Origin of the sequence: Streptomyces sp. NPDC050528 (assembly GCF_044457795.1) — a bacterium.
GTDB lineage: Bacteria > Actinomycetota > Actinomycetes > Streptomycetales > Streptomycetaceae > Streptomyces.
Map to the genome: position 1 here is coordinate 681,346 of NZ_JBITHH010000005.1, position 23,837 is coordinate 705,182.

The window sequence follows — 23,837 nt, forward strand, 5'->3', positions numbered from 1 at the left end:
CCTCAGCGACCGTTCTGAAGTCTGGAAGTGAAGTAGACATGTCCAAGCGAATCGACGTAAGTGGGCTCACCGCCTTCTACGGCTCCCACAAGGCAATCGAAGACATCTCGATGACGGTCGAGCCCCGCTCGGTGACGGCCTTCATCGGCCCCTCCGGCTGTGGCAAGTCGACGTTCCTGCGCACGCTCAACCGCATGCACGAGGTGACGTCCGGCGGCCGCGTCGAGGGCAAGGTGCTCCTGGACGACGAGGACCTCTACGGCCACGGCATCGACCCGGTGTCGGTACGCCGTGAGATCGGCATGGTCTTCCAGCGCCCGAACCCGTTCCCCACGATGTCGATCTTCGACAACGTGGCGGCGGGTCTGCGCCTGAACGGCAGCTACAAGAAGAGCGAACTGAGCGACGTCGTGGAGAAGTCGCTGAAGGGCGCGAACCTCTGGAACGAGGTCAAGGACCGCCTGAACAAGCCCGGTTCGGGTCTGTCGGGCGGCCAGCAGCAGCGACTGTGCATCGCGCGGGCGATCGCGGTGGAACCGAAGGTGCTGCTGATGGACGAGCCCTGCTCGGCCCTGGACCCGATCTCCACCCTCGCGATCGAGGACCTGATCGGCGAGCTGAAGGAACGCTTCACGATCGTCATCGTGACGCACAACATGCAGCAGGCGGCGCGTGTCTCGGACCGTACGGCCTTCTTCAACCTCGCGGCGGTCGGCCAGCCCGGCCGCCTGATCGAGATCGACGACACGGAGCGCATCTTCTCCAACCCGTCGGTCCAGGCCACGGAGGACTACATCTCGGGCCGCTTCGGCTAAACCGAGCCGAGCCGTTCCTCTCCTGAACCCCTCGCGGTGCTGCATGGCGGTGCCACCGCGAGGACGAAAAGGGCCCGCCCCTGGCTCCCGGGGGCGGGCCCGTTCGTTTGGCTGCTTGCCCACCCACCCGCCCGACTCGGTGGGCCAAGAGGTGACCGACTCCAGCCACCCGAGATCACGCAGTACCCGGCATCTCAGCGTGTTTTCCCGCCCACCCACCCGTTTACGGTCCGCCAAGAGGTGAACGATCCAAGTCGCCCTGGTCACGCGATGCCGGCGTCTGTACCTGTTTCCCCACCCGTCCGCCCGAATCACACGGCACTCGGCGCCTCAGCGCGTTTCCCCACCCGTCCGCCCGACTCGGTAGGCCAGGAAGTCAGCCGCCCCCTGCCCCAGGCGTCCTGAACCGCTCACCTCTCGACCAACCGAGTCGGGTGGGTGGGCGGGAAAGCGGGAGGCCAGGGGGCGCAGCCCCCGGCATACAGGGGCGCGGCCTACAGAAACGCCAGGTCAACGACCCAGAACGAACACGCCGCCACGATCGCCGCCGCCGGCATCGTAATGAACCACCCCATCACGATGTTCTTGGCAACCCCCCACCGGACAGCATTGACCCGCTTCGTCGCCCCGACCCCCATGATCGCCGAGGTGATGACATGCGTAGTCGACACCGGCGCCTTGAAGAGATAGGCGGTGGTGAACATGATCGCCGCCCCGGTCGTCTCCGCAGCGAACCCCTGCGGCGGATCCAACTCGATGATCTTCCGCCCCAACGTCCGCATGATCCGCCACCCACCCGCGTACGTCCCCAGCGACAACATCAACGCGCAGACGATCTTCACCCACACCGGAATCGGATCGCCGTACGTCGAGTGGCCGGAAATCACCAGCGCCATCACCACGACACCCATGGTCTTCTGCGCGTCCTGAAGACCGTGCCCGAGAGCCATCCCCGCCGCGGACACGGTCTGCGCGATCCGGAACCCCCGCTTCGCCTTGTGCGGGTTCGACTTCCGGAAGATCCACATGATCGCCGTCATCACCAGATAACCGCCGACCAGCCCGACCACCGGCGACACGAACATCGGTACGATGATCTTGTCGACGACCCCGTGCCAGATAACATCCGTACCGCCCGCGAGCGCGGCCCCCACCATCCCGCCGAACAACGCGTGCGAGGACGACGACGGCAGCCCGAAGTACCAGGTGATCAGGTTCCACGTGATCGCACCGACCAGCGCGGCGAAGAGGATCCCCATCCCCTTCGACCCCTCGGGCGTCTCGATCAGCCCCTCGCTGACGGTCTTGGCGACCCCGGAACCGAGAAACGCACCGGCGAGATTCATCACGGCGGCCATCGCCAGCGCCGCGCGCGGAGTCAGCGCCCGGGTCGAGACCGACGTAGCGATGGCGTTGGCGGAGTCGTGGAAACCGTTCGTGTACGTGAAAAAGAGCGCGACCAGAATGGTCACGACCAGAGCGAAGGTGTCCATGGAGAGGTCAGGACTCCTTGACGGCGATGGTCTCCACCGTGTTCGCCACGTGCTCGAACGCGTCCGCCGCTTCCTCCAGCACATCCACGATCTGCTTGAGCTTCAGCACCTCGATGGCGTCGTACTTGCCGTTGAAGAGCTGGGCGAGCAGCTTGCGGTGGATCTGGTCGGCCTGGTTCTCCAGCCGGTTGACCTCGATCCAGTACTCGGTGAGGTTGTCCATCGTGCGCAGATTCGGCATGGCCTCGGCGGTGAGCTCCGCCGCCCGCGCCAGCACCTCGATCTGCTGCTCGACGCCCTTGGGCAGTTCCTCCACGTTGTAGAGGACGACCAGGTCGACGGCCTCCTCCATGAAGTCCATGATGTCGTCGAGGCAGGAAGCGAGGTTGTAGATGTCCTCGCGGTCGAAGGGCGTGATGAAGGAGGAGTTCAACTGGTGGAAGATCGCGTGCGTGGCATCGTCACCGGCGTGTTCCGCGGCCCGCATACGCTCTGCGATCTCGGCCCGGCCGGCGGTGTCCGCCCCGAGCAGTTCCATGAGGAGTTTCGAGCCCGTGACGATGTTGTCCGCGGACGCGGCGAACATGTCGTAGAAGCTCGTCTCCCTGGGGGTCAGACGAAAGCGCACAAGGGGTCCTCGGGAAGCATGGGTTTCGGTCAGGCTGATGCTAAGTGCATCATCCGGCCACGGCTAATGGGCCGTCCCCCAGTGTCGCCCATCAGGCACAGTGATCCGCACGGGGGCGTACCAAGGGCCCTATACCCAGCAAAGTTCGTTACGATATACCCACTAGGGGTATATGTCTGGAGGACGTGATGGACGCGACGGACGCGATGACGACCACCGGGGCCGACGCGACGGCAGCGCCCTCCGAACCGGCCCTCGAAGCGGCCCCGGGCCCGGTCACGCACGGTTACCACAAGCAGAAGGACGAGCACCTCAAGCGCCTGCGCCGGATCGAGGGCCAGATCCGCGGTCTGCAGCGCATGGTCGACGAGGACGTCTACTGCATCGACATACTCACCCAGGTGTCCGCCTCCACGAAGGCCCTGCAGTCGTTCGCGCTGCAGCTCCTGGAGGAACACCTGCGGCACTGCGTCGCCGACGCGGCGGTCAAGGGCGGCGAGGAGATCGACGCGAAGGTCGACGAGGCGACGAAGGCGATCGCCCGGCTCCTCCGCACCTAACGCCTGGATCCGCCGGGGGCATCCCGCTCCTCGGCGACCTTCAGCACCTCATCGATGCTCTCCAGGCTGAGCCGGTCCTCGGCGGCCGAGGCCGCGATGATCAGGTCTCCGCACAGCTCGATCTCGGCGAGGGCCACGTGGTCCTGAACTGCCGTACCGCCGACCGGAGCCACGTGCATCACCTCTTCTCTGCCGTCACCGACTTCCTAGAGTAGGGAGCGGTCTACACAACGCGCATGGCACGGACGGGCTAGTCCTCACCCCGACCCACACCGACCGATACGCCACCCCACACCGACCGATACACCGCCGCACACCGATCGTTTCACGTCACTTCTCGGCGATCTGCCCGGCGTAGATGTCCTTCGACGCCGGAAGCCGTACGTCCACGGGGGCCCCGAAGTCGTACAGCAGCGTCGTCGAGGTGACCGCCACCGGGTTGTGGCGCTGCCCGTTCACGAAGCTGAACCGCTGCCCCAGCTTGCGGACGCGCCCCTGGTCGTCGAGGTAGACGTCGAAGGGCACCCGGGCAGTGGCGAACCCTTTCGCCGCCGACCGCAGAGCCGCCTCGTTCCCCGCCGACGCGCTCCGTGCGGCGACGGCGAGATCGGCGACCCCCCGATAGTGACGCACGGAGGCCCCGGCCACCTCCGTCTTCCCGAGATACGTCGCGGCAGTCGTCCCGCGCAGCAACTCGGCGGCGGCGTACGGGTCGGTGGCCCCGCCGGTCACGAGGTTGCCGTCGGAGAGCGTCCCGGTGTCGACCCGTACCCATTTGTCGGCGGGCACCCCGGCGCCCCGGTTCTTCATGAACAGGGCGCCCGGCGCGAGGAGTTCGGTGATCGGCCGGTGTTCGCTGGCGCCGGCCGGGTCCTGCGGCAACTGCACCTTCAACCGGCCGAGTTGGCGGCGGAAGTCGTAGACGCCCTCGCCGCGGATGGTCACGCGGGTGCCGCCGGTGGCCATCTCCATGGACGTACGGGCCTGTGAACTCCCTGCCGCCACAAGGGAGTCGGCCGCCCGCCGCACCACCGCGACCGCGTCCCCGCCGCCGCGCGCGTCCGCGGTCGCCGCCCCGTCACCGGCACTGCACGCACCGGTACCGACGCAGACCCCGACCATGAGTCCGGCCGCGACGACCGCTCCGCCCGCGCGCCTCTGCTGCCGCTCCATAGCCTGCCGTACCCCCGTACGTCGTCACGGGCCCTGTCGTTCCGCTTAACGACGGGTAGATGGGCCCGTCACGCGTCGTCGCGGCCGTACAACCGCCCTAGGGGCGTCGCGCGACCGCCATACGGGCGCTTTACCCGGACTCGGTACCGTGGTCGATGTGGCGCAGCAGGACGAACGACAGGCTCCCCCGGTACATCCCGAACATCGCACGACGACGGTCGAGCAGGGCCCCTTCTGCTTCGCCCGCTGCATCTGTGGCTGGCGCGGGCCGGCGAGACGGGCGAGAAGCCAGGCCAGGACGGATGCCACGGGGCATCTGCCTGTTCCGAACCTGTGACATGCGCACGAGAACTTGTGGGGTCCGACCCGTATCTCACTTGACGGAACCCCACAGGAGGCGAAATGGAACGGCGTTCGTTCATAGGCGGCGGCGTGGCCGCGATAGCGGCGGTCGCAACCACCGCGTGCAACGGCAAGAACACCGGCGGCGGTGACACGTCCGCGACGGCGACCAACGCCTCCACTTCGACGAGCACCTCCGGCCTGCGCACCACCACCGCGGCGGCCGCCGCCAACTGGGCCGCCCTGGCCCGTGAGCTGGACGGCACCCTGGTCCGCCCCGGTGACGCCTCCTGGAAGACGGCCCACCAGCTCTACAACACCCGCTTCGACTCCCTGAAGCCGGCCGCGGTGGCGTACGTCGCGAACCCCGACGACATCCGCTCGGTCCTCTCCTACGCCCGCGCCCACAGCATCCGCGTCGCGATCCGCAACGGCGGCCACTCCTACGCCGGCTACTCCTCCGGCGACGGCCGCCTCATCCTCGACGTGTCCAAGCTGAACAAGATCCGGGCGAGCGGCTCCAGCGCGGTCGTCGGCGCCGGTTCCAAGCTGATCGACGTGTACCGGGGCCTGGCCGCGAAGGGCGTGACGATCCCCGCCGGCTCCTGCCCCACGGTCGGCGTCTCCGGCCTCACCCTCGGCGGCGGCCACGGCGTGGTCTCCCGGGCGTACGGCCTGACCTGCGACAGCCTCACCCAGGCCACGCTGATCACGGCGGACGGCAAGCAGGTGGTCGCCAACTCCACGGAGAACAAAGACCTGTTCTGGGCACTGCGCGGCGCGGGCAACGGCAACTTCGGCGTCGTGACCGAGCTGCAGTTCAAGACCCACCCCGCGCCCCAGGCCGTATCGGGCTATCTGACCTGGCCCTCGTCGATGGCGGCGGCCGTGGTGAAGGCCTGGCAGGAGTGGGGCCCGGACCAACCCGACGAGATCTGGTCCTCCTGCCACCTCACGAACACCCCCGGCGGCACCCCGAAGGTCTCAGTCGCCTGCTTCTCCCTCGGCACCTACAACGAACTCCAGAACGCGGTCGACAAGCTGGCCCACCTGGTCGGCGGCAACGCGTCGAGCGTCTCGCTGAAGCGGCACACGTACGAGGAGTCGATGAACGCGTACGCGGGCTGCTCATCCTTCTCGACGGACGCCCAGTGCCACCTGCCCGGCTCGACTCCCGGCCGCTCCCCGCAGGGCGCACTGGCTCGGGAGACCTACGTAGGCCGCTCCGACTTCTTCGACCGCTCGATCTCGGCCACGGGCATCCAGACGATGCTCAACCAGCTGAAGGCGGTCCGCGGCAACGCCGGCGACATCGCCCTGACGGCCCTCGGCGGCGCGGTCAACCGCGTCTCCCCCACGGCAACGGCCTTCGTCCACCGCCGCTCCCGCATGCTGGCCCAGTACATAGTCTCCTGGCCCTCCGGCACGGCCGGCACCTCAGCCCAGTCCTGGCTGACGTCCTTCCACAACGCCATGAAGCCCTACGCCTCCGGCGCGGCCTACCAGAACTACACAGACCCCACCCTCACAAACTGGCGCAAGGCGTACTACGGCGACGCCTCAACCCGCCTGGCGACGCTGAAGAAGCAGTACGACCCCGGTCACTTCTTCACGTACCCGCAGGGGTTGTAGGGGGGAGAAACAAAGGGGTGCGATATCGGCTCCGGTCCCGCAGACGCCCGTTGTTTTTAGGGGCGCGGGGAACTGCGCGACCAGCCACAACGCACCCGCACCCGAAAAACCAGCCCCCGGAACCTTCAAGCAGCGAGGTCCCGCTCCTCCGTACCGGCCGCCTCAGCCCGCGCCCCCGGAATCACCGCATCCCGCCCAACCCCCCGAGCACCACCCGACCGAACCAGCCACCCACCCCAAGCCGACCCCTCAACAGCCTTGAGCACCGGCGTAAGCAAAGCCATGGCAACCGGCGAAAGCAGCAGAGCAACAGCCGTACCCAGCGCAAACCCACCGATCACGTCAGTCGGATAGTGCACGCCCATGTAGACCCTGCAAAACCCTTCGACCAACGCGAGCCCGATCCCCACCAGCCCGAACCGCCGATCCGCCACGAACAACGCGACCCCCATCGCCATGGTGATCGTCGCGTGATCACTCACGAACGAGAAGTCGGTCTTGCCGGAGACGAGAACATCCAGCCCGGTGTGGTCGAGGAAGGGCCGGGGCCGCTCCACGAACCCGCGTATGGGTACGTTCACGAGGACAGCGAGCGCAGCGGCCAGCGGCGCCCACACGAGCCCGGCCACAGACACCGCGGAGTCCTCACCCCCACGCCGCCGCACAGACCACCAGCACCACACCACGAGCAACACCATCGCGACGAGCAACCCGTACTCCCCGACGAACGACACGCCCCGGTCGAACCAGTGCGGCGCGTCCTTGGCTAGCCCATTGATGTCGTAGAGCAGATCGACGTCGGGGTTGGACCCGGATTCGGCGAGTACAGCCATGGTGCTGCGGCTCCTTCGTCGTAGTTCCGGGCGCATCTCTCGTGCGCATTACTGAACAGGAACGCACGGTCCCGCTTAATACGTTCCACCATCCACCGAATGATCACTCAGACGTTATCGAAGAGAGACTCATCGCCGCAGCTCAGGGGGTGGGTTCACGCTCGGTTCACACCGTCGTGGGGAGTGCTTTCGCGCCATCTTCGGTGACCCGGGTCGCACCGAAGTAATCGGGGGTGTCAATGGGGTCGAACCGGATCACAGCACCCGTCCGGGGTGCGTCGATCATGTACCCGCCGCCGACATAAATCCCCACATGCCGGATCGCCCGGGAATTGGTCAGGTCGTCCGAGAAGAACACCAGATCTCCCGGCAACAATTCGGCCCGCTGCGGATGCGGCCCGGCGTTGTACTGATCGTTCGCGACACGCGGCAGCGTGATCCCCGCACTCGCGAACGCGGCCTTGGTCAGCCCCGAGCAGTCGAACCGCCCGTCCTGGTCGGCCGTACCGTTCCCGCCCCACAGATACGGCGTACCGAGCTTGCTCTGCGCGTACGTGATCGCGGTCGCGGCCTGCTCGGAGGGATCGACCCGGCTGACGGGCGCGGCGAAGCTCTGCGAGAGCGTCGTGATCGTCTTCACGTAGTTCTTGGTCTCGGAGTACGGCGGCACGCCCCCGTACTTGATGACCGCGTACGCCCCCGCGTTGTACGAGGCGAGCATGTTCGCGGTCTGGTTCCCCGGCACGTCCTTCACATACGAGGCGAGCTCGCAGTCGTAGGTCGCGGCCGACGGAATCGCGTCATTCGGATCCCATACGTTGCGTACGCCGTCGCCGTTGCCGTCGATCCCGTGCGTGGCCCAGGTCCCGGGGATGAACTGCGCTATCCCCTCGGCCTTCGCCGGGCTCTTCGCGTTCGGGTTGAACCCGCTCTCCTGGTACAGCTGGGCGGCGAGCAGTGCGGGGTTGAGGGCGGGACAGAGGTTGCCCCACTTCTGCACGAGCGCCGAATACGCCGTCGGCACCGCGCCCTTGGCGAGCGCGACGCTCCCGCCGCCGGCCCCGTTCACGAGGTTCCCGGCGACGAGGTAGACCCCGACGACGAGCAGCATCACAAAGCTGAGCCCCAGCCCAGCCGCGACCCCACCGGCCACCCATACTTTTCGCACGGCTCAACCCTCCCCCATGACAGCCCTGTTCAAGGCCATTTCCGGGGAGGGTGGCGGCATTTCGCCGTGCTTCCGCCACATCTGACGCGTATTCAACGACTCGCGCCCACCGCACACCGCGCCTTACAGCACCTCAATACGGACGATCCATACGACTACGGACCAGCGGCCCTGCTACGAGTCGGTCGTCCTACGACACGTCACTCGTCGCGTCCTTGTACAGCTCGGCCGCCTCTTTCCCGAACACCACGCTGTACGAGATGTCCGGCGTCAGCCCGCCCTGCTCGTGCCCGCCGATGACCCCCACGACCTGCTGGTCCCCGTTCACCCAGGGACTCCCGCTGGTGCCGCCGGTGAAGCCGGGGCAGTCGATGCGCTGCTGGGTGCTGCTGTGCTGGGTGGGTTTGTTGGTGCAGCTGATGGGCTGGTCGGTGGCGGAGGGATACCCGGTGACGGTGACCGCCGTGGCCCCGGTCTCCGTCCCGGTGGTGAACCGGTCGGCCCCGACCACGTCCTCGATGTTCTTACCGCCGACCTCGACGAGCGTGGCGAACCCGATGTCGCTGTCCTCGGCCTGCCCCTTGGACCACCCGTCCGGCAGGAACCGCTGCTCGACCTTCCACACCCCGTACGGCGCCTTGCCGTCCCGGTAGCCCGGCACGAACACGTCACCGGGGTCGCCGTCCAGGCAGTGGGCCGCACTGACGATGAGGTTGTGCCCGGCGCTGTGCACCACGGACGCGGTGCAGTGGTGCCCGCCGGCCAGGCTGGTGGCGTGGGCCGCCCCGAACAGGGCGCCGACCCGCAGGCTCTGCTTGCTCACCTCGGTCACGGTGGTCACCCCGAAGGGCCCGGGACCGTCGTCGGCGGTCGCCACAGAAGCCGAGGTCAGCGCCAGCGTCACCACGGCGACGAACAGCGCGTACCTGCGGTTGCCCGCGAGGCGAGCGGAACGGGAGATGCGTGAGCTGCGCTTCATCGGGCCCCACTCTGTCCCACGAAGGTGAGAAAGGACGTCGACGTTTACTGAAATTTCGCTGTGAACAGCGCGTTCGCGCTCAAGTCGACGCTTGGTCCGGCGGTCAGTCCACCGTACTGTCCGTCCGTCCCTCCCGCCTCTCCTGCGCGATACTCGACGTCTCCCCGGCACCCGACGAAGGAAACCCCTTGTCTGACATCCCCCCCGACCTCACCTGGGAACGAGCCGCCCCACCGGACGCGACGGGCCCGGGCCCGTGGATCGAGATCGCCTTCGGCGCCGGGGACGACGGCGAGGCCCCGGTCTACATCCGCGAGACCAGCGACCCGGAGAACGTCGTCACCACCAACCGCCGCAAGTGGGACGCCTTCGTACTCGGCGTACAGGCAGGCGAGTTCGACCACTTCGTGGAGGGAGTGGAGGGAGTGGAGGGAGTGGAGGGCACAACACCCCCGGAAACCAAGGGAATCGGGCCGGATGCATAGAAGCCGCGTCTTCGCCCTCCTGATCGACACCCCCGCCCCGGAGGCCGCCGCAGCGGCGGCCTTCTGGTCGGCGGCACTGGGCGCTCCCGCTGAACCGGTCCCCGGCGAGGAGCAGTTCACCACGCTCCACGAGGCAATTCCCGGCCTGGTAACGGCGGTTCAGTCGATCGACGACCCCAACCCGCGCTTCCACATCGACATCGAGACAGACGACGTAGCGGCGGAAACGGCCCGCCTGCTGGCCCTCGGCGCGACGCAGACCGCCCGCTGGCTGGAGTGCCGCGTCCTACGCGCACCCGGCGGCCACCTGCTCTGCGTCCTGCCGGTGCACAGCACCCCCGAGGTCTTCAACACCCAAGCCCGCACCTGGAGTTAGCGCGAGGCGGCCACCAGCGGGAACACCGCACCCGTAAGCCCCTCGGACGCCTCCCACAGCCGCTTCGCCGCCGCCACGTCACTCGCCGCCGCGCTCCGCCCGACCAGCGTCGGCGCCCCGCGCATCTCCATCGGCCCGCTCGGACCGACGTAACTCGCGCCGGGAAGATCCTGGGTCGCCGCGAAGAGGGTCGGCAGGGCGCCGCCCTTGTCGTCCTGGGCCACGACCTTGTTGCCGACGGCCATGAGGGCGCGGGTGACCGGGTTCGTCGTATGACTCTGGAGGTTGGTCGCCGCCCAGCCCGGGTGGGCCGCGAGGGAACGGACGCGCGAGCCCGACTCCGTGAGCCTGCGCTGGAGTTCGAGGGTGAAGAGCAGGTTGGCGAGCTTGGACTGGGAGTACGCGCGCTGCGGGGCGTAGATGCCGTCCAGGTTCAGGTTCTCGAAGTGGATGAAGCCGTCGCCCATCCGGTGCGCGCCGGAGGAGACGGTCACCACCCGGTCGGTGATGTGCGGCAGCAGCAGGTTCGTGAGGGCGAAGTGCCCCAGGTGGTTCGTGCCGAACTGCATCTCGAACCCGTCGCGCGTCCGCCGCTCGGGGAGCAGCATCACGCCGGCGTTGTTGACCAGCAGGTCCAGCGGCCCGTCCCACCCTTCGGCGAACTCCCGAACGGACGCCAGATCCGCGAGATCCAGCCGCCGCACCTCCGTACTCCCGCTCACCCCGGCCGCCGCGGCCCGCCCCCGCTCCAGGTCCCGCACGGCGAACACGACATGCGCGCCCGCACGGGCCAGCTCGACGGCGGCCACACGCCCGATCCCGCTGTTGGCCCCGGTGACGACGGCGGTACGCCCGGAGAGATCGGGAATGCGCCCGAAGTCCCACTTGGCCTTGCCCTTGCTACTACTGCCGATGGTGCTGTCCGTGTTGTCCATGCCTCCCAATGTAGGCAACGCCAACAATGCTGTCAATGACAACAATGGTGACGCCGACAACAATGCTGACGACGTCAACATCGGGATACGATGGTTCGCATGCCCGTACGCCCCTATCACCACGGAGACCTGCGCTCCGCCCTGCTCGCGAGCGCGGAACGCACCCTGCTGGAGAAGGGGGTCGCGGCACTGTCCCTGCGCGAACTGGCCCGCGACGTGGGCGTCAGCCACGCGGCCCCCGGCCGCCACTTCAAGGACAAGCAGGCCCTGGTCGACGCCCTCGCCCTGACCGGCTTCGAGCGCATGGCGAAAGAACTGACCGCCGCGGACGACCCCGACCTGCCCCTGGAAGCCCGCCTCACCGCACTGGCCACGACCTACGTCCACTTCGCGGTCTCGAACGCCGAGTTGCTGGAGGTCATGTACTCCCGCAAGCACGACGAGGACATCTCCGAGCAGCTCCGGGCAGCGGTGGACGGCACGACAACCCAGTTCGTACAGATCGTCACCGACGCCCAGAACCGCGGCGAGATGATCCCGGGCCCCTCCTGGACCCTCGCTCTGGTCATCGGCGCCGCCCTCCACGGCACAGCCTCCTTCGCAGCCCAGGGCACCCTCACCCCAGAGGCCGCGGTCTCCGACATCCCCACCCTGATCCACCACTTGCTGAACGGCCTCAAACCCCGCGACAACTAACAGCAAGATTTAGGGACACAGGGCGGTGTCGATATGCGGCTCCGCCGCGAGGGCACACCCACCCGCACTCCTCACCCCGCCCACCCCAACCCCCTAGGGGCGCGGGGCTGTATCGACATGCGGCTCCGCCGCGAGAGCGCGACCAGCCACATCGCACCCGCACCCCGCACACAACCCAAACCCCCACCCCCAACCCGCCCGCCCCACCCCAGTCAACGCGCGTCCCGCTGTGGATATCCCGTGGAGAGAGTCAAGCCCGAGCCATCCCCACCCCATCCCCCCGCCACCGATCAGCAATCCCCCAACCCCCTTCAGTAACGCGGAAGTCAGAATTCCGGAACCCACCTTGTTGTCACGTACTCAACAAGAGATGGTCATCGCGGGCCGCCGCCCCCACCGGGAACCTCACCGGTGGACCCCCCACCCGCAGGCCTCTGCCAACCTCTCCCTGGAGGCTGTACGTTGCGTACGTCACCCCCCAACACCCCCCACATACGCGGCAATTGGCGCAGACTCGGCTCCGCCGCGACCGCCACCGCCGCCCTCCTGCTCGCAGGCCTCGGCACCGCGGCCCACGCGAACGCGGCAACCACCCCCCACAAGGTGACCGCCAAGACCGTCGCCGCACAGGTCGCCAAGGCCCACGTGCAGTACGAGAAGGCCGCCTGCGCCGCCACCCCGAAGAAGGGCTTCGCCGCGTGTAACGCCCTCCGTGTCACCGGCGGCACCACCGCCTTCATGGAGAAGCAGGCCGCGCTGAAGGGCGTCACGCCCAAGACCATCTCCCCGAAGGCCGCCTCGGACGACCCCACCGGCTACGGCCCGTCGGACATCCAGTCCGCCTACGGCCTGGCCAGCGCGGCCGCCGACAACGGCTCCGGCGAGACCGTCGCGATCGTCGACGCCTACGACGACCCGAACGCGGAGGCCGACCTCGCGACCTACCGCTCGTACTACGGCCTCTCGGACTGCACCACGGACAACGGCTGCTTCAAGAAGGTCAGTCAGACCGGTTCGACGACCTCCCTCCCGACCGCCGACAGCGGCTGGGCCGGCGAGGAGTCCCTCGACGTCGACATGGTCAGCGCCGCCTGCCCGAACTGCAACATCCTCCTGGTCGAGGCCAAGTCGGCGAGCGACGCCAACCTCGGCACCGCGGTGAACGAGGCCGTGAAGCTGGGCGCGAAGTTCGTCTCGAACTCCTACGGCGGCTCGGAGTCCTCCTCCGACACGTCGTACGACACCTCGTACTACAAGCACCCGGGCGTCGCCATCACCGCGAGCGCGGGCGACGAGGCCTACGGCGCCGAGTACCCGGCCGGTTCGCAGTACGTCACCTCGGTCGGCGGCACCAAGCTCTCCACGTCCTCCAACTCCCGCGGCTGGACCGAGTCCGTGTGGAAGACGAGCAGCACCGAGGGCACCGGCTCCGGCTGCTCCGCGTACGACGCGAAGCCGTCCTGGCAGACCGACACCGGCTGCACCAAGCGCATGATCTCCGACGTCTCCGCGGTCGCCGACCCGGCCACGGGCGTCTCGGTCTACGACACCTACGGCTCCGACGGCACCGGCTGGGGCACCTACGGCGGCACCAGCGCCTCGTCCCCGATCATCGCGAGCGTCTACGCGCTGGCCGGCACCCCCGGCTCCAGCGACTACCCGGCGTCGTACCCCTACGCCGCGGCCGGCACCTCCGCCCTGAACGACGTGACGAGCGGCAACAACGGCACCTGCTCGACGAGTTACTTCTGCACCGCCAAGTCGGGCTACGACGGCCCGACCGGCTGGGGCACCCCGGAGGGCGTGTCCGCCTTCACCGGCTGACCGCACTCCATCCGCAAGGACCTCCCCGTCGGGTCACGGGGAGCCGCCGGCAAGAGGGGGACGTGGGGTCCCCTCGGCGGAGCACAGTGCAACGGGCCGTGGCTGCCAGCCACGGCCCGTTCGCCATGCCCTGGGGTGCCCTGGGGCCCAACTCCCATGAGAATCCTGTGGGTTTGGTAAAGGGCCAGACCCTGTTCGGTAAGCCGGAAGTCAGGATTCCAGCAGCCCCTTGTTGTCGCGTACTCAACAAGAGATGGTCATCGCGGGCCGCCCCCCACGGCCGGGGAAACCGCACCGGCGACACGCACCCGCACCGCCCCTGTTCCACCGACTCAGGAGGCTGCACCTTGCGTACCACGACCCCCAACTCCCCCCACACGCACGGTAGATGGCGCCGCATAGGGTCCGCCGCCGTAGCCACCGCCGCACTGGTCTTCACCGGCCTGGGCACCGCCGTACAGGCGGACGCGGCACAGAGCGCCACCACCTCCACCGCGGTGACCTACGCCGCGACCCCCTGTGCGACCCCCAAGCACACGGGTGACCTCACCTGCAAGTCCTACCGCGTCACCGGCGGCCTCACCGCCTTCCAGAAGATGCAGGCCGCGAAGACCGGCATCACCCCCAAGGCCGCCGACGCGTCGACCCCCTCCGGCTACAGCCCGACCAACCTCCGGTCCGCCTACGGCCTGACCTCCGCCGCCGCCTCCAACGGCTCCGGCGAGACGATCGCGATCGTCGACGCGTACAACGACCCGAACGCCGAGGCCGACCTCGCCACCTACCGTTCGTACTACGGCCTCTCGGCCTGCACGACGGCCAACGGCTGCTTCAAGAAGGTCAGTCAGACCGGCTCCACGACCTCCCTCCCCACCAGCGACGCCGGCTGGTCCGAGGAGATCTCCCTCGACCTCGACATGGCGAGCGCGATCTGCCCGCTGTGCAACATCACCCTCGTCGAGGCCACCAGCGCCAGCTACGCCAACCTCGGCACCGCCGAGAACGAGGCCGTCGCCCTGGGCGCCAAGTTCGTCTCGAACTCCTACGGCGGCTCCGAGTCCTCCTCCCAGACGTCGTACGACACCTCGTACTACAACCACGCGGGCGTGGCCATCACCGTCTCCTCCGGTGACAGTGCCTACGGCGCCGAGTACCCGGCGACCTCCCGGTACGTGACGGCGGTCGGCGGCACCAAGCTCTCCACCTCCTCCACCACCCGCGGCTGGACCGAGACCGTCTGGAAGACGTCCAGCACCGAGGGCACCGGCTCCGGCTGCTCCGCCTACGACGCCAAGCCCACCTGGCAGACCGACACCGGCTGCACCAAGCGCATGGAGTCCGACGTCTCCGCGGTCGCCGACCCCGCCACCGGAGTCTCCGTCTACGACTCCTACGGCGTCACCGCCGGCTGGTACACCTTCGGCGGGACCAGCGTCTCCGCCCCGATCATCGCCGGCGTCTACGCCCTCGCGGGCACCCCGGCCAGCGGCACCTACCCCGCGCAGTACCCCTACGACTACGCGGGCACCTCGTCCCTCAACGACGTGACCAGCGGCAACAACGGCACCTGCACCACGTCGTACTTCTGCACCGCCACGACCGGCTACGACGGCCCGACCGGCTGGGGCACCCCGGAAGGCGTGTCCGCCTTCGCCAACTGACGGACGGTGACCTGCCCCCCACCCTGAACTGATCCTCAGTCACATGTCGTGCCACAGTGGGTCGTGGGGGCCACACCTGGCACGGGAGAACGGGCCGCGGCATCCAGCCGCGGCCCGTTCATCATGAGAACATCAAGGCGAACGCCACCGGGTAATCAGGGGCTAACGACCAAACCACGGACAGGTTCCGCACCGGAATCGTTGCCCGGCGTTACCTACCGTGATACACAGAGTGACCGTACGGGGTATTCGTACGAAACCCGCCAATCAATGACGCCAAGTCGACATCGCGCGGCGTCTTTGTCGGCGACAATGATGCCTGACCTCTGCGCACCCGCAGGGGATGCGGAACTACCCATCAGGGGCGGTGACTTACATGCTCTCTGCGGCCGACAAGGGAGACATCAACACCATCATCGGGGGGATCGCTCCGGACTGGGGCCCCTTCGGCAGCCTGGGCAACGAGGCGAAGGTGATGATCGAGGTCGTGATGGCGGTCGCCATCCTGCTCTGCCTCGGGATCGCCGTATGGGGTGCGGCCAAACAGCGCATCGGCGCGACGGCGCTCCGCGACACGTTCAGCGCGGAACAGGGCAAGGGACTCATCGTCGCCGGCCTGACCGGCGTCTTCATCATCGGCTCCCTCGGCACCCTCTTCACGATCGTGTACGGCATGGCCGTATAGCCGAGCCCGGCCCGTCCCCCCTCTCCCCACCCCACCCGCCCGTCGTGCCCACCGGCTGAGGTTGCGTTTCCCTGATGTCGAGTCACCACTCCGCGCCCGCGCGGGAACCAGCACGGCTACCGTCGTACTTCCAGGTCTTTCTGGACGACGGCGAAGGGGCGTACCCGGCATGAGTCCCGGAGACGAGCACGAGACCTCCGGCGGTTACGGCGGCACCGGCCAGACCCGCACCCGCCTCCCCCAGGGCACCGGCGGCGACATCTACGGCGGCGCCCGCCGAGGCGGCAGACCCTCCTCCTCGAAAAGCCTGGTCACGGTCGTCGGAGTCGTCGTCCTCCTCATCGCCGCCATCGCCTTCGCCAACCGCGGCGACGGCACGTCGTCCTCGAACGACGGCACCACGTCGAACGGTTCGAAGCCGGACGCGGCCTCCACGGCGGCGAGCGGGACGAAGCCGGTGGAGACGAAAGCGAGCGGGATTCCCGCCGGGTTCGCGCACACACAGCAGGGCGCGGAGAGCGCGGCGACCAACTACGCGACGGTGCTCGTCTCGGCCGACATCCTCAAGCCGGCCCGGCGGACCGAGATCGTGCAGCAGGTCTTCGCCGCCGACAAGCGGACCGCGCTGGAGAACAGCCTCGACCAGGCCTACTCCAAGGACTTCCTGAGCAAACTCGGACTCGATGCGAACGGCAACGCGACCGCGGGCAACACCTACATCTCCCGCACGGTGCCCATCGGCACCAAGGTCACGAGCTACTCGGACACCGTGGCCACGGCGGAAGTCTGGTGCACCGGGCTCTACGGCACCACGGGCACGGCCTCGACCAACCCGGTGACCAGCGACTGGTTCACCCTGACGCTCCACCTGCGCTGGGCCGACAACGACTGGAAGGCCGACAGCTTCTCCCAGCAGGACGGCCCAGCCCCCGTCCCCGGCGACAACAAGGCATCGACCGCCGACGCCATGGCCAAGGCCGTCCAGGAGTACGGAGGGTTCACCTATGCCCGGTAAATCGGGTCGCGTACTCAAGGTCGCGGCCGCCCTGACCGCCGTACAGACCACCGCCGTGCTGCTGGCCACCCACGCCGTCGCGGCCCCTTCACCGACCCCGACCCCCACCGGGTCGGCGGATCAGGAGTGCAAGCTCCTCGTCGGCAAGGCGAAGGAGATCTGTGAGACCGGCAACGCCGGTTCCACCTCCAACCCCGCCCCCAGCACCACCAACACCCTCGACCCCCTCTCCTCCCTAGGAAAGGGCTGCGCCGAAGCCGCCTCCTGGACCATCGACAAGCTCAGCGACGCCGTAAAAGACACCGCGAACGTCGACTTCACGAACCCCAGGTTCCTTCAGCAGTACGCCGTAGTCTTCGCCGCGTCCACGATCCTCACGCTCCTCCTGTGGCTCCTCGCGGTAGCGAAGCGCGCGGTCCGAGGCGTCCCCCTCACCACCGCGATCTCCGAGGCCATCGGCTTCCTCTGGCTCACGGTCATCGCCTCCGCGTTCACCCCCCTGATCCTGTACACCGTCGTCTCCGCCACCGACGGCATCACACAAGTCCTCGCGAAAACCACCGGCGACCAGACCGACACCTTCTTCGGCACCTTCTCCGGCGCCCTCGCCAAGGGCAACAACATCGGCGGCGGCCCGATCATGCTGATCGTCGTCTCCCTGGTCAGCATCCTCGCCGCCGGCGTCCTCTGGCTGGAGCTCGTCATCCGCGCCGCCCTCCTCTACGTCGGCGCCCTCCTCGGCACCGTCGTCTACGCGGGCCTCGTCGACAAGAACCTGTGGGGCCACGTCCGCCGCTGGGCCGGCATCATGATCGCGGTGATCCTGGTCAAACCGGTCATCGTGATCGTGCTGGGCCTGGCCGGCGCGCTGTCCACCGCCGACGGCCCGGACTCGTTCTCCGCCGTCGTCTCCGGCCTCGCGATCATCCTGCTCGCCATCTTCGCCAGCGCGATGATCTACCGCTTCGTCCCCGGCTTCGGCGACGAGATCGCCGGCGGCCGCAACAACCGCATCATGCAGGGCGCCGAGGGCAAGGCCGCCGCGGTCATCAGCTCCCCGGCCACCATGGTCGCCCAGGGCATCAAGACCCACAGCGCCCGCACGAACGACGGCGGGGGCGGCCAGTCCTCGTCCGGCGGCGGCGCCCGCCCCTCCAACCCGGTCTCCGGCGGCGTCGCGGCCCACAGCAGCCGCCCGTCGAGCGGCGGCGGAGCCGTCCCCTCCGCCGCGCCCGCACCCCGCCAGAGCCCGGCGAACACCCCGCACGCCAGCAACGCCCGCAACAACCGCACGGGAGGTGAAGGGCGTTGACGACAGAGTCCCACCTGTCCCATCCGATCACGCCCCGCCGGACTTATCTCATCGGCCGTGCCCGGCCGAACGCGATCGTCGGCAAGAATCGCGAGACCGGCGAGATCGCGCTCATCATCGTGGGCGCGTTCCTCGGCATGATGAGCGGACTCCTCGTCCCCGTCCTGTCCCTGCGCATCGTGCTCCTGACGGGCTTCCCGATGCTCGCGCTGATGGCGGTCTACGTGCCGTACAAGCGCCGTACGTTCTACAAGTGGTTCGAGATCAACCGCAGTTACAAGCGAACCCTGCGCAACGGCACGACGTACCGCTCCTCCGTCATGGAGGCCGGCGTCCACCTCGACGGACGCGAGGTGGAGATCGGCCCGCCCCCCGGGATCGGCCGCATCAACTGGCTGGCCGCCCCCTTCGGCCCCGACGAGATCGCAGTCCTCCTGCACGCGGACCGCCGTACGGTCACCGCGGCGATCGAGATCGAGGGCCCGGGCGTCGGCCTGCGCGACAGCGAGGACCAGGAGGCCCTCGTCGACCGCTTCGGCACGCTGCTGAAGCACGTGGCGAACGGCGACGGCTTCGTCACCCGCATCCAGATGCTCGCCCGCACGCTGCCCGCCGACCCGGACGCACACGCCAAGGACGTCGCCCAGCGCGGCGACGAGAAGTCACTGACGTGGCTCCAGCAGTCGTACGACCAGCTCCAGTCGATGGTGTCCACGAGCAGCGAGCAGCACCGCGCCTACCTCGTCGCCTGCATGCACTTCAACCGCGAACTCTCCGCCGAGGCCCACGCGATGGCCCGCGCGTCCCGCCCCCACGCGGGCCGCAAGCTCGACCGGGACGCGGGCCTCGCGGTCGTCATGGCGCGCGAGTTGACGGACATCTGCTCCCGCCTCCAGGAAGCCGACATCCGCGTACGACAGCCGCTCGGCCAGGGCCGGCTCGCATCCCTCATCCACTCCATGTACGACCCGGACCACCCCATCGACCACCTCCAGGCGATGACGAAGCGCAACGCCTGGCCGGCCGAACTCGACGCCATGGAACCGACGTTCCTCCAGGCGAAGACCCGTGAGTCGTCGACCCGCGAGCCGTGGTGCCACGCCACTGCCTGGGTGAAGGAGTGGCCGATGACCCCGGTGGGCGTCAACTTCCTTGCCCCGCTGCTCGTCCACACCCCGGACGTGATCCGCACGGTCGCCGTCACGATGGACCTCGAACCCACCGAGATCGCCATCGAGCGCATGCTGACCGAGAAGACGAACGACGAGGCCGACGCCTCCCGCGCCGCCAAGATGAACCGCACCGTCGACCCCCGCGACGTGGCCGCCCACGGCCGCATGGACCAGCGCGGCGAGGACCTGGCGAGCGGCGCGGCCGGCGTCAACCTCGTCGGCTACATCACCGTCTCCTCCCGCAACCCCGAGGCCCTCGCGCGCGACAAGCGCACGATAAGGGCGTCCGCAGGCAAGTCGTATCTGAAGCTGGAGTGGTGCGACCGCGAACACCACCGCGCGTTTGTGAACACACTGCCGTTCGCCACCGGCATCCGGAGGTAGGGCTCAGATGCGGGATCCGCTGTCCGTCCTCACCGACGCCTTCACGTCCTTCCTCTTCGGAAAGATCGAGTCCACCCGCCTCCCCGTCCGCACCTCGACAGGCCAGGCCCAGGCGGTCTATCTCCCCACGGCCGCCCCCGGGTTGGGCGACTCGGGCGTCATCATCGGCCGCGAGGTCTACTCCGGCAAGGGCTACATCTACGACCCCTTCCAGCTCTACGGCCAGCAACTCCCCGCCCCCCACTGGCTGGTGCTCGGCGAGTCCGGCAACGGCAAGTCGGCCCTGGAGAAAACGTACGTCCTACGCCAACTGCGCTTCCGCGACCGCCAGGTGGTCGTCCTGGACGCCCAGGGCGAGGACGGCGTCGGTGAATGGAACCTGATCGCGGAGGAGTTGGGGATAACCCCCATCCGCCTGGACCCAACTGCCGCCCTGGACATGGGAATCCGCCTCAACCCCCTCGACCCCGCGATCACGACGACAGGCCAACTCGCCCTGCTCCGCACGATCATCGAGGTGGCGATGGGCCACGGCCTCGACGAACGCTCCGGCTTCGCGCTGAAGGTGGCGCACGCCTACGTCAACGAGACGATCGTCGAACGCCAGCCGGTCCTCATGGACATCGTCGAGCAACTCCGCCACCCCGAACCGGAGTCGGCCGAGGCGATGAACGTCGCCATAGACGACGTACGGGCGTGGGGCCTGGACGTCGCCCTCGTCATCGACCGCCTGGTCGACGGCGACCTCCGCGGCATGTTCGACGGCCCGACAACGGTGGGCATCGACCTCGACGCCCCCCTGATCGTCTTCGACCTGTCCCACATCGACCGCAACTCCATCGCCATGCCCATCCTGATGGCGATCGTCGGCGTTTGGCTGGAACACACCTGGATCCGCCCCGACCGGAAGAAGCGCATCTTCCTGGTCGAGGAGGCCTGGCACATCATCAACAGCCCCTTCGTGGCCCAACTCTTCCAGCGCCTGCTGAAGTTCGGCCGACGGCTGGGTCTGTCGTTCGTGGCGGTGGTCCACCACTTGTCGGACGTGGTGGACGGAGCGGCGGCGAAAGAGGCAGCCGCGATCCTCAAAATGGCGTCGACGCGAACGATCTACGCCCAGAAGGCGGACGAAGCCCGGGCAACCGGGCGGGTGTTGGGGTTGCCACGCTGGGCGGTGGAGATCATCCCCACCCTCACCCCCGGCATCGCCGTCTGGGACGTCAACGGCAACGTCCAGGTGGTCAAACACCTGATCACCGAGACGGAACGCCCTCTGGTCTTCACCGACCGCGCGATGACCCAGTCCTCGCGCGAACACGACCAGGAAGTGACGGACGACGCCTTGCGCGCCGCCGAGTTGGAGGCCGAGGAACGCGCGGCGGCCTTCATGGAACAACAGTTGAGCGATCTCGACGGCTCCTCCGAGTCCACGGTGGCGTGAACGGCGGTGGCATGACATGAGACCGGACGACGGTGGACGCGAGCGCCAAGGGGGCATCCCCGACGGCCTGTTGGTGAGCCTGCTCGCGTTCCTCATCGGCATGACGCTGCTGGTGTGGTCGGCGACGGGCCTGGCCGCCCTGTTCTCCAAGGGCAGTTGGCCGACCGACGTCACCTTCACCCGCACCCCGACGGCCATGCGCCACCTCATCGCCCAACCCCACGACATCGCCGGCGCCTGGCCCCAGTCCCCACCCACCGAGTTCTCCGGCTACGGCCTCTTCTGGGGCCTGTTCATCGGCCAGTTGATGATCCTGGTCGTCCTGACGGTGTTCGTGATGGGCACGTTGGCGAGATGGCGAGCGGTGAGGGCGAGGGAGCGGGCGAAGTCCCCGGCCGCGCCGCCCTCACCGGAATCGCACGAGGTACCGATACAGCGCCCGGAGCCACAACCGCAGCCGCAGCCGACGGTCGTCCTGGAACAGGCGGCACCTGCACCGGTCTCGTCAGCTTCTCTGTCCAACGGTGAACTCGTGGGCGGGGGTCAACTGGTGGGTGGGGATGGACGGGTGGGTGGGTGGGAAAAAATCCTCCTGGCCACGCCGGAAAGCCGCCAGGCCACAGCCACCCAGGCCGTACGGGACGCGGAAGGCCCAGTCATGGTGGTCACGTCAAACTCCGCCGTCTGGCAGGACACAAAGGACGCGAGAGCCAAACTCGGCCCGGTCCTCCTCTACGACCCCACCCACCTCTGCGACACCCCGGCCCGCCTCCACTGGTCCCCGACAACGGCCTGCGAAGACAAACAAACGGCACTGAAAAGAGCCACCGCCCTCCTGGCCCCCGTAAAACCCACGGCAAAGATCGACCAGGCGGTAGCCGACACAGCCGAGACACTCCTCCGCAGCTACCTGCACGCCGCCGCGATCGACGGCCGCACCATCCGCCACGTCCACCGCTGGTCCCAGGGCACCCAGATCCAGGACGCGGTAAGAATCCTCCGCACGAACCCCAAGGCAGCTCCCGGCGCAGCAGGCGAGTTGGAGGCGGCCCTCACGTCCCACCCCGAACGCAGGGACATCGCCCAGGAGTTGACGAGCCGCGCACTGTCCGCCCTCTTCACGGTCAACATCCGCGAGGCGTGCACACCCAACAGAACTGACGCCCTCTCCTTGGATTCCTTCGCGAACGAAGGGGGCACGCTTTATCTGGTCGGTGAATCCATCGAGGACCCCCGTACGAACCCGGGCGCGATGCCTCTCCTCACCGCCCTCGCATCAAGCGTGGTCGAGCGCGGCCGGCACATGGCCGAACGGTCATCGGCCGGTCGCCTCGACCCACCAATGACGCTTGTCCTGGACGACGTCGCGGCCGTGGCCCCTCTCCCCCAACTCCCGGACCTCCTGGCCACGGGAGCGGACAAGGGCCTGCCAACCCTGGCCCTCCTCCGCTCCAGGGAACAAGCCAGGGCCCGCTGGCCCCACCACGAACTACCGGCCTAGCAACCAGACTTACGACGCCCGGCCCCACGGCGGCTACGGCCGCTCAACCGCCATCTCCACCTCACGCTCGTCCGGGTTCCCGGCCAACGGCACGATGACGCCCGTAGGGACGAAGCCGACCTTGCCGTAGAACCGCCGAGCCCGCTCGTTGTCCTCGTGCACGATGAGCCGCACCCGCTCGACCCCGCGCCCCCAGGCCCACTCCAGAGCCGCGTCGAAGAGCACCTCGGTCAGCCCGATGCCCCGCACCTCCGGCCGCACGAACACCGCGACGATGTGCCCCTGCTTCCGCTCGACCGCAAGGCCGGCCCAGTCCACCGTCCCGGGCTCTTCAAGCAGCACGGTCGCCGTACCGACCCACTGCCCGTCCGGCCCCTCGGCAATGACCTGCTGAGCCGCCTCAGCACCTTCAGCAGCCCCTACGGCCCGCTCCTGGTAGAAGGAGTCCGGCTTGGCCAGCGCTTCGTCATAGGTCTCAAAGAAGGCAAGGTGCGCGACCGGGTCCTTCAGGGCGACGAGCCGCAGCTCCCTCGCGGCGGCCCACTCGTCGGCGCGTATCGAACGGATCTTGTAGTTCATGCCAGCAACGGTATCCGAAACGCAGAAAACCCCCGTACCGATTTAACGGTACGGGGGTTTTCGCAATATTTGTTCGGCGGCGTCCTACTCTCCCACAGGGTCCCCCCTGCAGTACCATCGGCGCTGTAAGGCTTAGCTTCCGGGTTCG

23 protein-coding genes and 1 rRNA gene are annotated in these 23,837 nt (G+C 68.2%); 14 read left to right on the forward strand and 10 right to left on the reverse strand.

Annotated features, from left to right (window positions below; genetic code table 11):
* Positions 1 to 38: 38 nt before the first annotated feature.
* Positions 39 to 815 carry a phosphate ABC transporter ATP-binding protein PstB gene (gene pstB, locus ACIBK4_RS21460; protein ID WP_033281351.1) on the forward strand — a complete coding sequence of 259 codons (777 nt, stop codon included), beginning with the start codon at positions 39 to 41 and terminating at the stop codon, positions 813 to 815.
* Between the two features lie 494 nt (positions 816 to 1,309).
* Here pstB and ACIBK4_RS21465 read toward each other — a convergent pair whose 3' ends face one another.
* Entirely contained in the window at positions 1,310 to 2,308 is a 999-nt protein-coding gene (locus ACIBK4_RS21465; protein ID WP_398996392.1) for an anion permease, read from the reverse strand.
* 7 nt (positions 2,309 to 2,315) lie between these two features.
* A complete protein-coding gene (locus ACIBK4_RS21470) occupies positions 2,316 to 2,936 on the reverse strand; it encodes a DUF47 domain-containing protein (RefSeq protein ID WP_266770821.1) in 621 nt (206 codons plus the stop codon).
* A gap of 206 nt (positions 2,937 to 3,142) precedes the next feature.
* Here ACIBK4_RS21470 and ACIBK4_RS21475 point away from each other — a divergent pair, with 206 nt between their 5' ends.
* Positions 3,143 to 3,496 (forward strand): metal-sensitive transcriptional regulator, encoded by a 354-nt coding sequence (locus ACIBK4_RS21475; protein ID WP_398996459.1) that lies wholly within the window; start codon positions 3,143 to 3,145, stop codon positions 3,494 to 3,496.
* Here the strand turns inward: ACIBK4_RS21475 and ACIBK4_RS21480 are convergent.
* A complete protein-coding gene (locus ACIBK4_RS21480; RefSeq protein ID WP_366433763.1) occupies positions 3,493 to 3,675 on the reverse strand; it encodes a hypothetical protein in 183 nt (60 codons plus the stop codon). The genes ACIBK4_RS21475 and ACIBK4_RS21480 overlap by 4 nt on opposite strands.
* A 151-nt stretch (positions 3,676 to 3,826) precedes the next feature.
* On the reverse strand, positions 3,827 to 4,669 hold the full coding sequence (locus ACIBK4_RS21485; protein ID WP_398996395.1) for a hypothetical protein: 843 nt from the start codon (positions 4,667 to 4,669) through the stop codon (positions 3,827 to 3,829).
* A gap of 402 nt (positions 4,670 to 5,071) precedes the next feature.
* Here ACIBK4_RS21485 and ACIBK4_RS21490 point away from each other — a divergent pair, with 402 nt between their 5' ends.
* Positions 5,072 to 6,643: an FAD-dependent oxidoreductase gene (locus ACIBK4_RS21490; protein WP_398996397.1), complete on the forward strand. Its 1,572-nt coding sequence runs from the start codon at positions 5,072 to 5,074 to the stop codon at positions 6,641 to 6,643.
* Between the two features lie 125 nt (positions 6,644 to 6,768).
* On the opposite strand, the gene ACIBK4_RS21495 is transcribed toward ACIBK4_RS21490, so the two are convergent.
* The 3 genes from ACIBK4_RS21495 to ACIBK4_RS21505 all read right to left on the reverse strand — a co-directional run bounded on the left by ACIBK4_RS21495 (position 6,769) and on the right by ACIBK4_RS21505 (position 9,623).
* Positions 6,769 to 7,476 (reverse strand): phosphatase PAP2 family protein, encoded by a 708-nt coding sequence (locus ACIBK4_RS21495; RefSeq protein ID WP_398996399.1) that lies wholly within the window; start codon positions 7,474 to 7,476, stop codon positions 6,769 to 6,771.
* A gap of 166 nt (positions 7,477 to 7,642) precedes the next feature.
* Positions 7,643 to 8,587 (reverse strand): bifunctional lytic transglycosylase/C40 family peptidase, encoded by a 945-nt coding sequence (locus ACIBK4_RS21500; RefSeq protein ID WP_106971051.1) that lies wholly within the window; start codon positions 8,585 to 8,587, stop codon positions 7,643 to 7,645.
* 247 nt (positions 8,588 to 8,834) lie between these two features.
* A complete protein-coding gene (locus ACIBK4_RS21505) occupies positions 8,835 to 9,623 on the reverse strand; it encodes a trypsin-like serine peptidase (RefSeq protein WP_398996401.1) in 789 nt (262 codons plus the stop codon).
* A 188-nt stretch (positions 9,624 to 9,811) separates the two neighbouring features.
* Here ACIBK4_RS21505 and ACIBK4_RS21510 point away from each other — a divergent pair, with 188 nt between their 5' ends.
* Positions 9,812 to 10,108: a DUF397 domain-containing protein gene (locus ACIBK4_RS21510; protein ID WP_398996403.1), complete on the forward strand. Its 297-nt coding sequence runs from the start codon at positions 9,812 to 9,814 to the stop codon at positions 10,106 to 10,108.
* Positions 10,101 to 10,484 carry a VOC family protein gene (locus ACIBK4_RS21515; RefSeq protein ID WP_398996405.1) on the forward strand — a complete coding sequence of 128 codons (384 nt, stop codon included), beginning with the start codon at positions 10,101 to 10,103 and terminating at the stop codon, positions 10,482 to 10,484. The genes ACIBK4_RS21510 and ACIBK4_RS21515 overlap by 8 nt, the downstream gene beginning before the upstream one ends.
* Here ACIBK4_RS21515 and ACIBK4_RS21520 read toward each other — a convergent pair.
* The gene (locus ACIBK4_RS21520; RefSeq protein WP_398996407.1) at positions 10,481 to 11,419 is read right to left on the reverse strand and encodes an oxidoreductase; all 939 of its coding nucleotides are present in this window, start codon (positions 11,417 to 11,419) and stop codon (positions 10,481 to 10,483) included. The two genes, ACIBK4_RS21515 and ACIBK4_RS21520, sit on opposite strands and share 4 nt — an antisense overlap.
* Positions 11,420 to 11,518: 99 nt before the next feature.
* Here ACIBK4_RS21520 and ACIBK4_RS21525 point away from each other — a divergent pair, with 99 nt between their 5' ends.
* From ACIBK4_RS21525 to ACIBK4_RS21565, 9 genes are all read left to right on the forward strand, one after another.
* Entirely contained in the window at positions 11,519 to 12,115 is a 597-nt protein-coding gene (locus tag ACIBK4_RS21525) for a TetR/AcrR family transcriptional regulator (protein WP_398996409.1), read from the forward strand.
* A gap of 462 nt (positions 12,116 to 12,577) precedes the next feature.
* Entirely contained in the window at positions 12,578 to 13,939 is a 1,362-nt protein-coding gene (locus ACIBK4_RS21530; protein ID WP_398996411.1) for a peptidase S8, read from the forward strand.
* Between the two features lie 347 nt (positions 13,940 to 14,286).
* Entirely contained in the window at positions 14,287 to 15,600 is a 1,314-nt protein-coding gene (locus tag ACIBK4_RS21535) for a peptidase S8 (protein WP_398996413.1), read from the forward strand.
* Positions 15,601 to 15,976: 376 nt separating this feature from the next.
* On the forward strand, positions 15,977 to 16,285 hold the full coding sequence (locus tag ACIBK4_RS21540; protein WP_033281366.1) for a hypothetical protein: 309 nt from the start codon (positions 15,977 to 15,979) through the stop codon (positions 16,283 to 16,285).
* A 169-nt stretch (positions 16,286 to 16,454) separates the two neighbouring features.
* Positions 16,455 to 17,300 carry a hypothetical protein gene (locus ACIBK4_RS21545; protein WP_398996416.1) on the forward strand — a complete coding sequence of 282 codons (846 nt, stop codon included), beginning with the start codon at positions 16,455 to 16,457 and terminating at the stop codon, positions 17,298 to 17,300.
* The gene (locus tag ACIBK4_RS21550; protein WP_398996418.1) at positions 17,290 to 18,612 is read left to right on the forward strand and encodes a hypothetical protein; all 1,323 of its coding nucleotides are present in this window, start codon (positions 17,290 to 17,292) and stop codon (positions 18,610 to 18,612) included. Before ACIBK4_RS21545 ends, ACIBK4_RS21550 begins: the two co-directional genes overlap by 11 nt.
* Entirely contained in the window at positions 18,609 to 20,168 is a 1,560-nt protein-coding gene (locus ACIBK4_RS21555; protein ID WP_366433775.1) for an SCO6880 family protein, read from the forward strand. Before ACIBK4_RS21550 ends, ACIBK4_RS21555 begins: the two co-directional genes overlap by 4 nt.
* A gap of 7 nt (positions 20,169 to 20,175) precedes the next feature.
* Entirely contained in the window at positions 20,176 to 21,609 is a 1,434-nt protein-coding gene (locus ACIBK4_RS21560; protein ID WP_019065414.1) for an ATP-binding protein, read from the forward strand.
* 16 nt (positions 21,610 to 21,625) lie between these two features.
* A complete protein-coding gene (locus tag ACIBK4_RS21565; RefSeq protein ID WP_398996421.1) occupies positions 21,626 to 23,110 on the forward strand; it encodes a type IV secretory system conjugative DNA transfer family protein in 1,485 nt (494 codons plus the stop codon).
* Positions 23,111 to 23,143: 33 nt separating this feature from the next.
* Here the strand turns inward: ACIBK4_RS21565 and ACIBK4_RS21570 are convergent, their stop codons facing one another.
* Both ACIBK4_RS21570 and rrf read right to left on the reverse strand, forming a co-directional pair.
* Positions 23,144 to 23,689 carry a GNAT family N-acetyltransferase gene (locus ACIBK4_RS21570; protein ID WP_398996422.1) on the reverse strand — a complete coding sequence of 182 codons (546 nt, stop codon included), beginning with the start codon at positions 23,687 to 23,689 and terminating at the stop codon, positions 23,144 to 23,146.
* A gap of 71 nt (positions 23,690 to 23,760) precedes the next feature.
* Positions 23,761 to 23,837 (reverse strand): 5S ribosomal RNA (rrf, locus tag ACIBK4_RS21575); the annotation flags it as partial.